At 52.5% G+C, this 15,361-nt stretch carries 18 protein-coding genes; 11 read left to right on the forward strand and 7 right to left on the reverse strand.

The features are described 5' to 3' along the window. Nucleotides 1–3 precede the first annotated feature (3 nt). From VFT64_00715 to VFT64_00730, 4 genes are all read left to right on the forward strand, one after another. On the forward strand, nucleotides 4–336 hold the full coding sequence (locus VFT64_00715) for an iron-sulfur cluster assembly accessory protein (protein ID HEU5046343.1): 333 nt from the start codon (nucleotides 4–6) through the stop codon (nucleotides 334–336). Then, nucleotides 333–866 (forward strand): Fe-S protein assembly co-chaperone HscB, encoded by a 534-nt coding sequence (gene hscB / locus VFT64_00720; GenBank protein ID HEU5046344.1) that lies wholly within the window; start codon nucleotides 333–335, stop codon nucleotides 864–866. The genes VFT64_00715 and hscB overlap by 4 nt, the downstream gene beginning before the upstream one ends. 97 nt (nucleotides 867–963) lie before the next feature. Further along, complete coding sequence (locus VFT64_00725) at nucleotides 964–2,340, forward strand: hypothetical protein (protein ID HEU5046345.1); 1,377 nt, start codon at nucleotides 964–966, stop codon at nucleotides 2,338–2,340. Between the two features lie 51 nt (nucleotides 2,341–2,391). Beyond that, nucleotides 2,392–2,538 (forward strand): hypothetical protein, encoded by a 147-nt coding sequence (locus VFT64_00730; protein ID HEU5046346.1) that lies wholly within the window; start codon nucleotides 2,392–2,394, stop codon nucleotides 2,536–2,538. Here the strand turns inward: VFT64_00730 and VFT64_00735 are convergent. The 4 genes from VFT64_00735 to VFT64_00750 are packed head-to-tail and all read right to left on the reverse strand — an operon-like array spanning nucleotide 2,532 to nucleotide 4,770. Beyond that, entirely contained in the window at nucleotides 2,532–3,056 is a 525-nt protein-coding gene (locus tag VFT64_00735) for a tetratricopeptide repeat protein (protein ID HEU5046347.1), read from the reverse strand. The two genes, VFT64_00730 and VFT64_00735, sit on opposite strands and share 7 nt — an antisense overlap. A 4-nt stretch (nucleotides 3,057–3,060) precedes the next feature. Continuing rightward, nucleotides 3,061–3,549 (reverse strand): tetratricopeptide repeat protein, encoded by a 489-nt coding sequence (locus VFT64_00740; GenBank protein ID HEU5046348.1) that lies wholly within the window; start codon nucleotides 3,547–3,549, stop codon nucleotides 3,061–3,063. 11 nt (nucleotides 3,550–3,560) lie between these two features. Continuing rightward, nucleotides 3,561–4,334: an ABC transporter permease gene (locus tag VFT64_00745; GenBank protein ID HEU5046349.1), complete on the reverse strand. Its 774-nt coding sequence runs from the start codon at nucleotides 4,332–4,334 to the stop codon at nucleotides 3,561–3,563. Nucleotide 4,335: 1 nt separating this feature from the next. After that, on the reverse strand, nucleotides 4,336–4,770 hold the full coding sequence (locus VFT64_00750; GenBank protein HEU5046350.1) for a nucleoside deaminase: 435 nt from the start codon (nucleotides 4,768–4,770) through the stop codon (nucleotides 4,336–4,338). A gap of 102 nt (nucleotides 4,771–4,872) precedes the next feature. On the opposite strand from VFT64_00750, the gene VFT64_00755 reads away from it, so the two are divergent. Then, nucleotides 4,873–5,547 (forward strand): hypothetical protein, encoded by a 675-nt coding sequence (locus tag VFT64_00755; protein HEU5046351.1) that lies wholly within the window; start codon nucleotides 4,873–4,875, stop codon nucleotides 5,545–5,547. On the opposite strand, the gene VFT64_00760 is transcribed toward VFT64_00755, so the two are convergent. Both VFT64_00760 and VFT64_00765 read right to left on the reverse strand, forming a co-directional pair. Beyond that, complete coding sequence (locus VFT64_00760) at nucleotides 5,544–6,317, reverse strand: MBL fold metallo-hydrolase (GenBank protein HEU5046352.1); 774 nt, start codon at nucleotides 6,315–6,317, stop codon at nucleotides 5,544–5,546. The genes VFT64_00755 and VFT64_00760 overlap by 4 nt on opposite strands. Continuing rightward, the gene (locus VFT64_00765; protein ID HEU5046353.1) at nucleotides 6,314–7,096 is read right to left on the reverse strand and encodes a TatD family hydrolase; all 783 of its coding nucleotides are present in this window, start codon (nucleotides 7,094–7,096) and stop codon (nucleotides 6,314–6,316) included. Before VFT64_00765 ends, VFT64_00760 begins: the two co-directional genes overlap by 4 nt. 10 nt (nucleotides 7,097–7,106) lie before the next feature. Between VFT64_00765 and VFT64_00770 the strand changes: the two genes are divergently transcribed. Both VFT64_00770 and VFT64_00775 read left to right on the forward strand, forming a co-directional pair. Further along, nucleotides 7,107–8,090, forward strand: a complete 984-nt coding sequence (locus VFT64_00770) for a hypothetical protein (GenBank protein HEU5046354.1) — start codon at nucleotides 7,107–7,109, stop codon at nucleotides 8,088–8,090. Between the two features lie 48 nt (nucleotides 8,091–8,138). After that, on the forward strand, nucleotides 8,139–8,576 hold the full coding sequence (locus VFT64_00775) for a GNAT family N-acetyltransferase (GenBank protein ID HEU5046355.1): 438 nt from the start codon (nucleotides 8,139–8,141) through the stop codon (nucleotides 8,574–8,576). Here the strand turns inward: VFT64_00775 and metG are convergent. After that, nucleotides 8,573–10,123 (reverse strand): methionine--tRNA ligase, encoded by a 1,551-nt coding sequence (gene metG, locus VFT64_00780; protein HEU5046356.1) that lies wholly within the window; start codon nucleotides 10,121–10,123, stop codon nucleotides 8,573–8,575. The genes VFT64_00775 and metG overlap by 4 nt on opposite strands. Before the next feature lie 49 nt (nucleotides 10,124–10,172). On the opposite strand from metG, the gene thiS reads away from it, so the two are divergent. The 4 genes from thiS (at nucleotide 10,173) to addB (ending at nucleotide 15,290) form a co-directional block, all read left to right on the forward strand. After that, a complete protein-coding gene (gene thiS, locus VFT64_00785; GenBank protein ID HEU5046357.1) occupies nucleotides 10,173–10,373 on the forward strand; it encodes a sulfur carrier protein ThiS in 201 nt (66 codons plus the stop codon). A 112-nt stretch (nucleotides 10,374–10,485) separates the two neighbouring features. After that, on the forward strand, nucleotides 10,486–11,259 hold the full coding sequence (locus VFT64_00790; protein ID HEU5046358.1) for a thiazole synthase: 774 nt from the start codon (nucleotides 10,486–10,488) through the stop codon (nucleotides 11,257–11,259). Next, complete coding sequence (ispH, locus tag VFT64_00795) at nucleotides 11,252–12,217, forward strand: 4-hydroxy-3-methylbut-2-enyl diphosphate reductase (GenBank protein HEU5046359.1); 966 nt, start codon at nucleotides 11,252–11,254, stop codon at nucleotides 12,215–12,217. Before VFT64_00790 ends, ispH begins: the two co-directional genes overlap by 8 nt. A gap of 121 nt (nucleotides 12,218–12,338) precedes the next feature. After that, the gene (addB, locus tag VFT64_00800; protein HEU5046360.1) at nucleotides 12,339–15,290 is read left to right on the forward strand and encodes a double-strand break repair protein AddB; all 2,952 of its coding nucleotides are present in this window, start codon (nucleotides 12,339–12,341) and stop codon (nucleotides 15,288–15,290) included. The last annotated feature ends 71 nt before the right edge of the window (nucleotides 15,291–15,361 follow it).

Below are 15,361 nucleotides of genomic sequence, written 5' to 3' on the forward strand. Positions count from 1 at the left end.
ACTATGAAAAGCCCGATCACGATAACCCCCGCCGCATCCGAGCGCATTATGGCGCTGCTGGCCGCGCGCGGCAAGCCGTCCGCCGGTATCAAGATCGGTGTGCGCACGAAGGGGTGCTCCGGGCTTTCCTATACGGTGGAATATGCCGATACGATCGAGAAATTCGACGAAGTGGTGGATGCAGGCGAATTCAAGGTGCTGATCGACCCCAAGGCGGTGCTCTTCCTGATCGGGACGGAAATGGATTATGTCGAGGAAAAGCTGAAAACCGGTTTTACCTTCCGCAACCCTAACGAAAAAGGTCGGTGCGGCTGCGGCGAATCGTTCCACGTGTGATACGGGCAGTTACAGTGGAGGATGGCCATCATTTACAGGATTACTTTTCATTATTCGGCTTAGCACGTACCTTTGCCATCGATTCTGCCGACCTCGAAAAACGCTATTTTGCAGTGCAAAAAGAACTCCATCCGGATCGGCTTGCGGGCAAAGGCAAGGATGGACGCAGGCTTGCCATCACTCAATCCATGTATGCCAATGCGGCCTATGAAACGCTTAAATCCCCGCTGAAACGTGCTCAATATTTATTGTCGCTTCAAGGCATCAAAGCGGAAGAAATCAAACCGTCCGGCGAGCTGTTGATGGAAGTCATGGAAATGCGCGAGCAGTTGGCGGAAGCAGTATCGGCCGAAGATATGGAGAAAATAGAGGTCCATAACAGGCAGGATAGAGAAAAAACCGTTGCGGAAATTGCGCAAGCGTTTGAAAAATCAGATTTGCCATCTGCCTCTGCGCTTACGACAAGGCTAAGTTACCTCAGCAAGATGCAGGACGAAATCAAAAGCAGGAAAAAAGCCCTGCGCCGCTAATTTCTTGAAAAATTAAACGTAAAAAATTCCCTATTGTCATCATATTGTAATGATTGCATGGTATAAATTGTCATAGAGTCCATTGAAGGGGAAAACTATGCCTGTTGTGCAAGACAATATCAATCCCACTGCATCCGCTACCCAGCCCGCGCCTGCACCGGATACGCACAATGGGGCTGCCGTCGCACAGCAAACAACCAATCCTGTTCCCGCACAATCCGCCGCCATGGGTACGGCTGCACAGGACCATAACATATTTGCGGATATGACACGGCAGACGGCAGAGCAGGATCTTGCCTATCTGTTTGACGGTAAACTGACAAGCGCCACGATTACCCATAAGCATGCTCCGGTTACGATGCATAAGGATGAAAATCCCCTGCATATGCATATGGACGATGATCAGGAACGGCTCCGTATTGCTCTTAAGTTCAAAGATAACAACACGGAACCGGAAGCGGCGATACAACAGATCCAGCAGGTAGTGGGCAATCTTCCCGGGTTTGAAATATTCAATAAACTCCAACCCATGCAGCCTGCCGGTGATCAGATAAAAGAGCTGGTGCAGGTCAATATGGCGCAGGAAGGGAAAAATGCGCATGGCTTCACGCCCGATGAAGCGGCAATGCTATTAAAATGGGCGGATATTAAAGAAAAAGCAGACCCCACCATTAACAACATAACCAACCAGCCTATCGGTACGCATTACTGGCTGGAAAATTCTGCGCAGAACCCCGACAGGGTTGTGCAGGTGGCCGAAAATATAGAGGCGCGTGCGGAAGCCATTAAGGCTTTCGTCACAGAGAGTGCGGCGCAGGAGATTCAGAAATCCAATGCCCCCAATGCGGCTGAGCTTCTGGCGGAGTTGCAGAATCTACAAGTACAGGTAATACATTCGCAGAGCGGTGAATATGGCAGCATTAATGTGAAGTTCGGTCTTCCCGGCACGCCTGATCCGCAGCATCCGGAGAAACCACCTGAGCTGATGCCTTCCAAAGCGCTGGAATATCTGATGACACAGCACTCGCAGGGACAAGAATCTTCAAAGGGAGAAAACCTGGTACGCTATGCAACTACTTTCGTTGGCGATAATTGGGGCGCGGCTTTCCCTCATCTGGCAGGATATCATGAGATGAAAGGGTTCTTGGAGGATCGAGCAGCGGCTAATAGCCAGATAAAAGCAAAAGTGGATGCAATCACCGGCAGCGATGAGTTCATGACGCCCTTGCAGCGTGATGAGCAGGGAAAGCAGGAAGCGAATTTCAGGATCACCACTCCCGGATTCCACCACAAGGACGATTACGGGGTGGACCTTGCGCTGCCCAAAGGTATGAAGGCGGAACAAATATACGGTGCTATTGTGCAGGCTGCCAACGCGAAAAAAGAAGTGGATAAGGCTAATCAGCCCCCCACCACTGTCCAGAATCCGCAAACAAGACCGATACAGGTATCTGCGCCGGCTATGCGGCTGTAAGCATGACTCAGTAGCTTGATTTCCGGCTGCTCTGTGTGTAAAAAAAGCGCTATGGAAAAAAACGAACCTGTTAAGCAGTCACAGCCAGCGGCAAAATCGGATCAGTCCGATCGGAAAAAGCAAAAACTTGCTGAGGCACTGCGCCGCAATCTGGTCCGCCGCAAACAGGCTGTTCCCAAACAGGATAAGAATCAATAAGGCATCGGAGTCGTTACGTTCGTAACGGGTTCCCATTGCTTGGACTTCTTGCGTGCCTCTTCAATTTCCGGCTCCGTCATAGACCAGGCAACATCATTGCGCAATGAATAGGCGCGGTAGTCGCCGTTCTTCGCAGCAAGATCGAACCACATGTAGGACAATACTTTATTCATCGGGATGCCGCCACCGCCGCGATAGACGAATCCCATGGCAAACTGTGCGTCGGAAAATCCCTGCATGGCGGATTTATAATACCATTTGGAGGCTTCTTTATCGCTCTGCGGCAATCCGCCATCGCCCTTGAGATAAGCTTCGCCGAGATTGAACTGCGCTTCCGCGTCATTCTGTTCAGCCTCGGTGCGCCATTTGGCGATTTCTTCTTTGGTGGGGGGATCGGTCTCTGCATCATCATAGGCGAAGACCGGTGCTGAAACGGCCAACAATAAAGCAAGAAAAAGCCACTGCACCCGCAAAAGAGGCGTCCTCAGAAGGCTTGCAATCTTACCATTGTCATACATAGCTTTACTCCGAACCCAGATAATGTTTGCGTTCAGGCTTCCATTCATCCGATTTCTGTTGCGCCTCGTTGACCTCCGTTTGTGTCATCGCCGATGCGACATTATCGCGCAATGAGGCTGCGCGTTCATCGCCATTCTTAGCCGCAAGATCAAACCACATATACGACAAAACCTTGTCAATGGGAATACCATTGCCACCGCGATAGACGAATCCCATCGCAAACTGGGCAGGCGTATAACCCTGCATGGCCGATTTGTAATACCATTCAGCAGCTTCTTTTTCGTCCTGGTGAACGCCTTCGCCTTCAAGGTAAGCTTCCGCAATTTGGTACTGTGCTTCTGCATCTCCCTGTTTGGCCTCTTCCAGCGTACGCGCAAGTTGCCCTTTGGTGGGAAGGTTATCCTCATTGGCATAAGCTGCTGTACCGACAGCAGAGGAAATAACTGCCAGAGCGCACGCAAGCGCTATATTTCTGTATGACCGAAAGCGCATCAGGCCTCCAATTACGTCTTAAGTTTATACCCTATACTTATCAGATGCTGAGCAAGACACCACAGCATAAGGTCCGTTATACAGATAACCGCAATTCCAATTGTGATGGAGCCGTCGGCATATCCGGTAAAAGCATAGCGAAAACCGTCGATCATGTAAAAGAATGGATTGAAGTGGCACACATGGTACCAGAAAGCAGGAAGCTGGCGAATGGAATAGAAGGTGCCGGAGAGAAAGGAAAGGGGGGTGATCACATAATTGGTGATAGCCGAAAGCTGGTCGAATGACTGGGAGCGTATACCCGTCAGCAGGCCGATAAGAGCAAGCATGAGGCTCGAAGCAAGCAGGTAAAATAATGCTATGCCCCAGTGGTGCACATGATAGGGCACGAAAATATAGACGGCCGTCGCCACCACGATGCCCACCAGCATTCCGCGCGTCAGTCCGCCCATCGTCAGGCCGAGAGTGATTTCCGTGCCGCTTAAAGGGGGCATCAGCAGGTCAATGATCACGCCCTGGATCTTTGACAGCATCAGGGATGAGGAGGTATTGGCAAAAGCATTCTGCACGATCGCCATCATGATAAGGCCCGGGGCAATGAAATCAGTATAAGCAATGCCTTCCACCGGATGATGCTGGCGCGAGCCAAGCGAAAGGGTGAGCACGGCAAGGAACAGAAGGGTTGTCACGGCGGGGGCAAACAGGGTCTGGTTGAATACTTTGAGAAACCTGTGCACCTCACGCCTGTAGAGCGTCCATAATCCAAGCCAGTTAATATTACCCATACTATCTCTTTGCCGCGAAAAACGTTTTCAGTAACTGAGCGCAAGCCGTCTCCTCCATACCGCCTATAACTTCCGGCGCATGATGGCAAGAGGCTTGATGGAAAATTCGCGCACCATTTTCCACACCGCCACCTTTGGGATCATATGCGCCGAAATACAGCCGCCGGATACGGGCAAACGAAATGGCCTGCGCGCACATGGGGCAGGGCTCCAGTGTCACATACAGGTCGCAGGAAGGCAGGCGGGGAGTGCCCAATAAGCGGCATGCCTCACGCAAAACCAGCATTTCCGCATGGGCGGTCGGGTCCTGTTGGCATTCCGTCAGGTTATGCGCCTGGGCAAGAACCTGGCCGCTTATACTGTCAACAACCACCGCCCCGACCGGCACTTCACCAGCCTGCGCAGCAAGCTGAGCCTGCGCAAATGCCAGTTCTATAGGTCTTTTTAACGATATTGTCATGAAATCTTCATATTTTTCTATGTTCTAATATGGTTTCGCCTGAGTTACAATGAAGAACAGTTTAACAGGCTCAGTTTTATGGCTGAAACAACAACCAATAAGCAGCACGACAAACAGCAGGATAAGCAGATAGAGAACGAACTTGGCATCAGCAAGAACGTCTATGCTGCGGGGAATGCTGTCAAACAGGGTTTTATTGCAACGGCGGGGCTTTTTGTTGCGATATTTGCATTACTGCAATATGGCGACAAGATTCCGCTCCTGGGCAAGGCTGTAAAGCCTCTGACGAAGGCCATCAAAGCATTGCATGACAGTCACTACGGTCTGGCGCCATTATATAAGAAGATAACCGGCAATGAATTAAAGTCCGACGAAGGCATAGGCGCGGTTATAGCAGTGTCCTTTGTGGCATCGGGGCTATTAAGCCACTTTTTTCAGATTGCCGGTGTAAAAAGCGGTCGTGGCAGAGCCTCTGCTGCTATTGAGAAATACCACTCCACTTTAGCGGAAAACCAGCAGTTAAAACAGGAACTGGCGCAGTATCAATCAGGACAGTCTGGAGCTTCACAATCTGCACCTGCCCAATCTGCATCCGCGACTGAGCAGGGGCAGTCTCATCCTCAGGAAACTACAGAGGCGGCTAATAGCAATAGTGGCTTCCGCGATAAGGTCCCCCAGCAGAACGCTGGCGGATTCAGCCAGGGAGTTGAGCAGGCCAAGCAGCAGGAACCTGCGCTCGCCGGGCGTCACTAAGCGGTGATGACTAATCCGTCAAAAGCCGGAAATACATTTTCAGGCAATTCCTTTAATAATGTATCGTAATCCAGCCCATGGCTCATATGGGTAAGATAAGCGGCCTTGGGTTTGATGCGCTCGATCCAGCCAAGCGTCAGAGCCAGATGGGCATGCGTCGGTGCAGCTTCATAGCGCAGGCAATCCACAATCCAGTAATCGACGCCTTCCAGTATCTGGAGCGACTCTTCCGGCAATTCATTCACATCCGTGGAATAGGCCATATTGCCAAAACGTAAACCCAGACTGCGGTTAGGGCCGTGCTGCTGCCAGAAAGGTTTTACTTCGACACTGCCGATGGTGAAGGGCTGCGGCGGCTCAACAATGGTGGGAACCAGGCACGGCCTGAACCAGCCGAGTGTGGTGGGTTTAGGCGGTAGGAAACAATAGGCAAACTTGTCCTGCAGCTGTTTTAGTGTGATATGCTCCGAATATATGGGAACCGGTGCGTTATTTTGATAATTGAAAGAGCGAGTGTCATCGATACCGCTGATATGGTCGGCATGAGCATGCGTATAGATGATGGCATCCACCGTTTTGATACCTTCACGCAGACATTGCATGCGCATGTCGGGCGGCGTATCTACGAGAATGCGCGTGTCACCGGATTCAACCAGTATGGAGACGCGCGTGCGTTTATTCTTCGGATTCTCCGACGTGCAGACAGGGCAGTCGCATCCTATAGCCGGAACGCCCGAAGACGCCCCGCATCCAAGTACGGTTATTTTCATAATGGTGTCGCCTTATTGAATAAGCGGAAGAAATTGTCTGTTGTGATACGAGCGCATTCCTCTTCCGTGATACCTTTGATTTCCGCAAGTTTACGGTTGGTATGCATAACGAAGGAAGGTTCGTTGCGCTTGCCGCGATGCGGTAGCGGCGCAAGAAAAGGTGCATCCGTCTCGATCAGCAATCTTTCCATCGGCAGGCTCGCGACCGTCTGCCGTATATCTTCCGCGTTCTTGAAAGAGATAATGCCTGAAAGCGAAATAGAGAGCCCCAGTGCAATGGAACGCTCTGCCAGCCTGCGTGAAGAAGTGAAGCAATGAATCAGCCCTTTAAAAGGCCCCTTTGCCATCTCTTCTTCCAATATATCCATCGTATCGTCATCCGCATCGCGCGTATGCACGATCAGCGGAAGGCCGGATTTCCGCGCGGCTTCAATATGCACGCGGAAGCTTTCCTGCTGCACGGTGCGATCGCTATATTCATAATGATAATCCAGCCCGGTTTCACCAATGCCAATAACCTTGGGATGGAAAGTTTTACTGAGCAGATATTCCAGCTCGGCCGTTTGTTTCTGGCCGGATTCGTTCGGATGCACTCCGACAGAGCAGTAAATACCCTCATGCTTTTCAGCGATGGCCAGCACCTCATCAAACTCTTCCACTTCCGTGCAGATCGTCTGCATGACCTTTACGCCGTTTTCGCGCGCGCGCTCTATAACCGACTCAATATCCTCACGAAAATCTGGAAAATTCAAATGACAATGGGAATCAACAAGATACATGTTATTCAGGATGTTATGGAAAGTTAACCGTTTTTTTACCGACAAACCGTATCATATTAAACTGGAAAATAGAATCCGCAATAACTCCCGAAGCCTAAAAGATAAGGAGTGGATAATGAGTGATGACGCTAAAAAAGCTTGGTCTGCAGATGAGGAAATAAGGGCCGCGCTTGATTATTTCGCTCCCCATATACGGGATCTGCATGAAAGGGAGAACGCGCTGCTCATTTATGAGTATGTACGCAGAGCAGAACCGGGAGATATAGATCGAGCTACAGCAACTAGACTATGCCATGACATTCTGGAATTGCCAGATCGGGCGGAAACCCTGGAAAGATGGCAACGTGTCTTTGATCCCCTACAGGCCATAGAAAATCCGGCAGAGAGAGAAGTCGCGATCCATTTAAGAGAATTAAGGGGAACGGCACCAAGGGATTTTGAGGAGCAAAGCGCATCGATACTCAATATGGCGGCTGAGCAAAGACAAGAAGCGCTGAAAAATGAAAAGGAAACCAAAAAATCTGCTACTTTTGCAGATTTCTCTGATGGCGATGAACGTCTATCTGCACAGTTGCTATTAATACAGGTAACCAGAGGAGCACCGCCCAATGCCGGGCATGTGCGGATGGTGCGGCAGACGCCGCATGAGACAAGAATAGAAATGCTGAATCGAGCATATGGTCATAATCATCAAGATGATCCCTTGTATAGCATACGGGATGAGAGCGAGCGTGCTGAGGCAATCAGGCTTCGGGATGCCATGGGAACAGACTGGCGGACGTTTAGAGCCAATAGCCAGACTATATTGGCAATGGCTCCGGAACAGAGACAGACACTCCTTGCCAATATGTCATTTACTGCTCATGTTGACAGCGCATTAGCCCTAGGTCAATCAGGCCGGGATGGTAACGGCATGCCAGCACAAGTAGGCCCTCATGCAGCAAGAATTGCACAGGAGCAGCGTGGAGGAGCAGGGCGTCAACCACCACCATAAATCTAAAACCCCTTGCCATTATCATAAAGTCCCGCTTCCATATGCCACATGAAAACTCAGGCATCATCTGTTGAAATTACTACTTTCACAATGCAGGACATAGAAGGCGTAGTCGCCTTATGGAAAACTGCATTCCCGGCTTCTGACGGTATAAAAGAGCCGCGCAGTATTGCCCTGCAGAAGTTTAACTTCCAGCCGGAATTATTTTTCATCGCGAAGAAAGACGGCATAGTGATAGGCGTCGTGCTCGCCGGATACGATGGATATCGCGGCTATATCTATCGTCTCGCTGTATCACCGGAATACCGCCGGAAATCCATTGCAACGCAATTGATCGAAAGAGCACTGTCTGAGCTGAAAGCTTTAGGTTGCCCGCGTGTCAAACTGCAGCTCGAACGGTATGACTCTATGCTGGTCGAGCTTTATCAGCGCCATGGTTTTGCCGTCGAGCCGTTTATCGGGATGGGGAAGACGTTTGAGTCTTAGGCCGCCGCTGCTTCAAGTCTGGGGAATAATGGCTGCGGAGTTTCGATCTTCGTGCCGGGCTTCAGCATATAAGACGGCGTCAGTTCTTCAAATGCAATCCCTGCTTTCACCTTGTCTTCTGGGTAGCCCATCATCACAAGAATCTTCGCCGCGCTTTCCGGAATAAATGGCTGCAGCATGATGGCGATGCAGCGAATCGCTTCCGCAAGATGGTAAAGCGTTGCCTGCATCAGGCGCTCATCTTCCTTCTTCTGCTTCCACGGTGCTTTGGTGTCGATATAACTGTTGGCCTCGCTTGCGATATGCATGATATCGGCCAGGATTTCATTGAACTTGCAGTCGTAATAACGGCGTGCAATGTCCTGCGGCGTGCGTGCATCGGTCACATGGATTTTATCCATGAATGCCATGTCCAGCTCGTCCTTCGCCACTCCGCTTGCATCGGGAATGACACCACCGCAATTCTTGTGGATCATGCTGAGCGTGCGCTGCACAAGATTGCCGACATTATTGGCCAGTTCCGAATTAATGACGGCCGCCATGCGCTCACGCGAGAAATTACCGTCATTGCCGAACGGCACTTCGCGCATGAAGAAATAACGCGTCTGGTCGACGCCGTAATTTTCCACCAGTTCAGAAGGGGCGACGACATTGCCAAGCGACTTGCTCATCTTTTCACCTTCAATCGTCCACCAGCCATGCGCAAACACGCGCTTGGGTAAGGGAAGATTGGCAGCCATCAGGAAAGCGGGCCAGTACACGGTATGGAAGCGCAGGATATCCTTGCCCACCATATGCAAATCGGCAGGCCAGAATTTCTCAAAGCCTTTTTCCGGATAGCCCGTGGCGGTAATATAGCTTGCCAGCGCTTCAATCCAGACATACATGATATGCTTTTCATCGCCCGGCACGGGAACGCCCCATTTGAAGCTCGTGCGCGAAACGGAAAGATCGTTCAGACCGCCTTTGACAAAGCTGATCACTTCGTTGCGGCGGCTGGGCGGCATGATGAAATCCGGATTCTCTTCGTAAAATTTCAAAAGCTTATCACCGAAGGCAGAGAGTTTGAAGAAATAGCTCGGTTCTTCAACCCATTCCACTTCCGCACCGGTTGGCGCCTTGCCGTTTACAAGTTCGGATTCGTCGTAAAAAGCTTCGTCACGCACGGCATACCAGCCTGCATAGCCGCCGAGATAGATATTCCCGGAATCCTGTATGCGCTTCCAGATATCCTGTGCGCTTTTCAGGTGGCGAGGTTCGGTGGTGCGGATAAAATCGTCATTGCTAATGTTCATGAGTTTGGCCAGATCGCGGAAATGCACGGAGACCTGGTCGACGAATTCCTGAGGGGGTAACCCTTTGGCAGAAGCGGATTTTTCCACCTTCTGACCGTGTTCGTCCGTACCCGTCAGGAACTTCACCTCACGCCCCTCCAGCCGCATGAAACGCGCGAGCACATCGCAAGCTACGGTAGTATAGGCATGGCCGATATGCGGGCGGTCATTGACGTAATAAATGGGAGTAGTGAGGTAAAACGTGCTTTTCATGTTGATTTAGCGGGCCTTTGTATTAAAAATGGCGCTCAAGGTAGCATTTATGCGTGTATATATCAACGGGGAAGCACAGGATTTTACAGAGGCTGGCACAGTGGCCGCGCTGGTGGAGCAGTTCGCCCTGAATATCCGCAAAGTGGCGGTGGAAGTGAACCAGGCGATCATTCCGCGCTCGCTTTATGGGCAGACCGTGCTGCACGAGGGAGATGCCATCGAGATTGTCCAGTTCATTGGTGGGGGTTAATTAATAATAGGAACGGGAAGCGAGCCAGTAGGCGAGCCCTCCTTTAGTCGCGAAGCGTTAGGCTCATTGCGAAGGCCAGGAGGCCGAGCAGGAGCAGTAAGAGGAAATTGTTATGCAGGATATACTACAGATCGGTAAATACAGCTTCACCTCCCGCTTGCTGGTAGGCACGGGAAAATACAAGTCGCTTGAACAAACGAAGGCGGCCACGGAAGCCTCCGGCGCACAGATCGTGACCGTGGCCCTGCGCCGCGTGAGCCTTGCCGGAGATAAGAATTCAGTGCAGGACGCGCTCGACCCGGAAATCTATACCTATCTGCCTAATAGCGCAGGCTGCTACACCGCGCAGGAAGCCGTGCGCACGCTGAGCCTGGCGCGCGAAGCCGGTGGCTGGACGCTCGTGAAGCTTGAAGTGATCGGTGATAGGCAGACTTTGTATCCGGATGTAATGGAAACTCTGAAAGCAGCGGATATGCTTGTAAAAGATGGGTTCGAGGTCATGGCTTATACAAATGATGATCCGGTGATGGCCAGAAGGTTGGAAGATGCAGGCTGTGTGGCAGTGATGCCGCTTGCTGCTCCCATCGGTTCCGGCTTGGGCATCCAGAACCCGCTCGCGATCCGCACGATTGTAGAAAATGCGCGTGTGCCGATTCTGGTGGATGCAGGTGTTGGCACAGCGTCCGACGCAAGCGTGGCAATGGAATTAGGTTGCGACGGCGTGCTGATGAACACGGCTATTGCGGAAGCGGACGATCCGGTAATGATGGCAACCGCGATGAAACATGCGGTGATCGCAGGCAGGCTCGCATATCTGGCAGGAAGAATGCCTAAACGCATGGCGGCTAGCCCCTCCAGTCCGATAGAAGGAAGAATTAATGCCTGATAAGCTCAAAATCATACTGGCCAAGCCGCGCGGGTTCTGCGCCGGAGTAGAGCGCGCGATTGAGATCGTAGAGAAGGCGCTGGAAATTTACGGCGCGCCGATCTATGTGCGCCACGAAATCGTGCATAATAAATGGGTGGTGGAAGATCTGCGCAGTAAAGGCGTGGTGTTTGTGGACGAAGTGGATGCCATCCCAGACGGCGCAATCACTGTGTTCAGCGCCCATGGCATTTCCGAAAAAGTAGAGAATTCGGCAAAGCTGCGCGACTTGCCAGTGATTGACGCAACGTGCCCGCTCGTAACCAAAGTGCACAAGGAAGCCCAGCGCTATGAGGCGGATGGTGCGGAACTGATCCTGATCGGCCATGAAGGGCATCCGGAAGTGGAAGGCACGGTCGGCCGCGTGAAGCAGCCTGTTTATGTAATCGCTTCCGTGCCGGATGTCGCTCGTCTGCAAGTGAAGAACCCGGAAAACCTGGCCTATGTCACACAGACCACTTTGAGCGTAGATGATACGCGTGCGATCATTGATGCATTGAAAGCACGTTTCCCCGCCATCAAAGGACCGGATCTGCGCGATATCTGCTACGCCACGCAGAACCGCCAGAACGCCGTGCGCGAGCTTGCGCGTCATGTGGACCTCATTCTGGTGATTGGTTCGGTCAATAGCTCCAACTCCAACCGTTTGCGCGATTTGGGAGAGGAGATGGGGGTAAGATCTTACCTTATTGACGATGAGCGCGCAATTCAGCCCCAGTGGCTGGAAAATATCGGCAGCGTCGGCGTGACGGCCGGTGCTTCCGCGCCGGAAGTGCTGGTGGATAATGTCATGAGAAAACTGCAGTTGCTGCGTCCGGCGGAAGTTTCAGTGCTTGAAGGCATCAATGAAAACACGCGCTTCAAACTGCCGCCCGAAGTGACAGACAAGCCATTCGTTCGTTCGGCACAAGCTTCGTAGGTGAGAAGGTCGCATGTTCGTCATACCGTGGCTTGACCACGGTATCTCTTTGCCATAGCATGAGATCCCGCGAATAAATCGCGGGATGACGGCTAACGATCTTTGGCTATTAATATTCACAATGCCGGACAATATTTATAATATTCCTGCCAATTTTCCGTTTAGCGATACGCTGGCGCATTTTGTGCTGCAGACCTACGGTGCTGACCCGCTGCAATTGTCAAAAATATTGATTCTCCTGCCATCGCGCCGTGCCTGTGGTGCGCTGCGTGATGCGTTCTTACGCGCAAGTGGAGGCAAGCCGCTATTGCTGCCGCGCATGCAGCCTCTGGGCGATGTGAATGAGGATACGCTGCTTGTAACGGGCGAAACGCCTTTGACATTGCGGCGCACGGAAGATTTTGTTTTCCGTCGACTCTTTATTCTGGCGGATTTGATCACGAAGAAGAACGGCGCACGGATCGATCATGCATTGCGGCTTGCGGTAGAGCTGGCGACGCTTCTGGATGAGCTGGAGCGCGAGCGCCTGCCGATTGGCGATCTGAGTAAACTCGCGCCGGAAGACTTCGCGCAGCATTGGCAATTGACGGTGGATTTCCTGAAAATCATTTCAGAATACTGGCCGCTGATCGCACAGGAAGAAAATATCGTAAGCGATGCGGCCTATCTGAACAGTATGCTTGAAGAAATCTGTGCCCTGTGGCGCAAAGCGCCGCCGTCTCACCCGGTGATTGTTGCGGGGACCACAGGCAGCGTGCCTGCCACGGCGGAACTGATCCGCACGGTAGCCTCCTTACCGCAGGGAATGGTCGTTCTGCCGGGGCTCGATACGCAGGCGGGCGGCGAATATCTGGAGCATATCGATGAAAGCCATGCGCAATGGGGTATGTGCCGCCTGCTCGAGAAATTGGAATGCGCTCTGGAAGACGTTCGCACCATAGCTGCACCGCCTGAGCTCGGGCAGGGCAGTGAAGCGCGGCTGAAACTGCTGTCGGAAGTCATGCGCCCGGCGGAAGTCTCAGAGATATGGCAGCACCTGGAATTGGATGTGCAGGCCGCACTGCCGGGATTGAAAAGCATCACCTGTGCCGATGCGCAGGAAGAAGCGGTAGCGATTGCGCTGCTGCTGCGCGAAACGCTGGAGCATCCGGGGAAAACGGCGGCACTCGTCACGCATGACCGCTCACTGGCAAGGCGTGTCTGCGCGATTATGAAACGCTTCGGTGTGGAAATTGACGATTCTGCCGGCGTGCCGCTGCTGCAGACGCCGACGGGCTCTTTCTTGCGGCTGGTGATCGAAGCGGCAGAAAGCAATCTTGCCGCGATCGAGTTGATATCGCTGCTGAAGCACCCGCTGACGCATGCCGGACTGGAGCGCATAGCCTGCCTTGAAGCAGCGCGTGAATTCGAACTGGCAATATTGCGCAATCCGCATCTGGCGTTGAAAGGCTCGTGGAAAGCGGTAATGCAAGGTCTGCGCAATGAAGGGATAACGTATTTTATCCAGACAATAGAACAGGCTTTTGCGCCTTTCATAGCCTTGCTGGAAACCGCACAGCAGGAGACCTGCACGCTGCAGGAGCTGATCGCAGCACATATACAATGTGCGGAAACACTGGCAGGCGAAGCGCTCTGGCAAGGGCCGGAATCCCAGAGTGTAAGCGATTTGATGGCGCAATTGCAGCAGGTGGGGCAGGGGCGTATCGTGCAGGATGCCGGAACAACCTATCTGGAGATGATGGATGTCTGCTTCGCGGGTAAAGTATATCGCCCGTCTTACGGCGGACACCCACGCCTGAAAATATTAGGGCCGATCGAAGCGCGGATGCAGTTATTCGACCGCATGATTCTGGGCGGACTGAACGAAGGAAGCTGGCCGCAGGAGGCGGGCGGCGATCCCTGGCTTAACCGGCCGATGAGGGCAAAAGTAGGGTTGCCTGCGCCGGAACGTGCCATCGGTCTTGCCGCGCATGATTTCGTTATGCTGGCAAATGCGCCGGAAGTATACTTAAGCCGCAGCGCCAAAGTGAACGGCTCGCCCGCCACACCGTCGCGCTGGCTGGTGAAACTCGGTGTGCTGCTGGAGAAATTCGGCGTACAGGACGCGCTGGAGGACCGGCGCTGGCAGCGTTTTGTGGCGCTGCTGGACGTTCCCCAAGAAGAGGTGCGAATCTCAGAGCCGGAGCCAAAGCCGCCATTGGCTGCGCGCCCTAATACTTTATCCGTTACGCAGGTAGAGACGCTGTTGCGCAATCCTTATGCAATCTATGCATCCAAAATATTGGAGCTCTACCCGCTGGAACCAATAGGGCGGGAGTTGAACGGAGCGGATTTCGGCAATGTGCTGCATAAGGTATTGGAGGAATTCGTCAGGCTTCATCCGCAAACCCTTCCGCCGAATGCCGAAGCGGAATTGCTGCAGCTTGGGAAAGCAAGATTTGCTCCTTTATTCCATAACGAAAAAGTAAGAGCACTCTGGTGGCCGCGTTTTATGCAGGTGGCGCAGTTCGTGCTAGCGCAGGAACATGAGCGCAGACGCGCAATAGAACAGGTGCTTGCGGAAGTCACAGGCAGCCGCAGGTTTGGGGAATTCACCCTGACCGGCCGCGCCGACAGGGTAGAACGCAATCGTGACGGAAGTCTTGCCGTCATCGACTATAAAACCGGCCAGGTCCCCAGCGGCAATGACATCGCCAGCGGCCTTTCCAGCCAATTGGTGTTGCTCGGACTCATATTCCAATCCTCTCGTGGGTACGCGGAGGAGCCGAAGGCGACGACCCCGCAAAGCGAGGGGGTAAGCGTAAGCGAAGGGGGCGATGCACTCGCCCCCTTACAAACAATTCAGTCCCTTGAATATTGGAGGCTCCAGGGAGGTGAGGCGGCAGGTGAAGTTAAATTCGTTGAGCCGGGCAAGATAGAAGCTTTCATGAAAGCAGCGGAAGAAGGTCTGGCGCAGCTTATTGAAAAATATAGCGATCCTCAGTTTCCCTATCGTTGCATTCCGGTGCCGGATCATGCGCCTGCCTATGATGATTATGCTCATCTTGCCCGCATAGCGGAATGGCGGCCTTAATTTACTTTCAAGCGAATTTTTTCTGTTCAAATGATAGACAAAGGGAAGATGCAAGTATATTGCTGCCTTTT

This window comes from Rickettsiales bacterium (assembly GCA_035765535.1).
In the GTDB taxonomy this organism is placed as follows: Bacteria; Pseudomonadota; Alphaproteobacteria; order Rickettsiales; family JABCZZ01; genus JABCZZ01.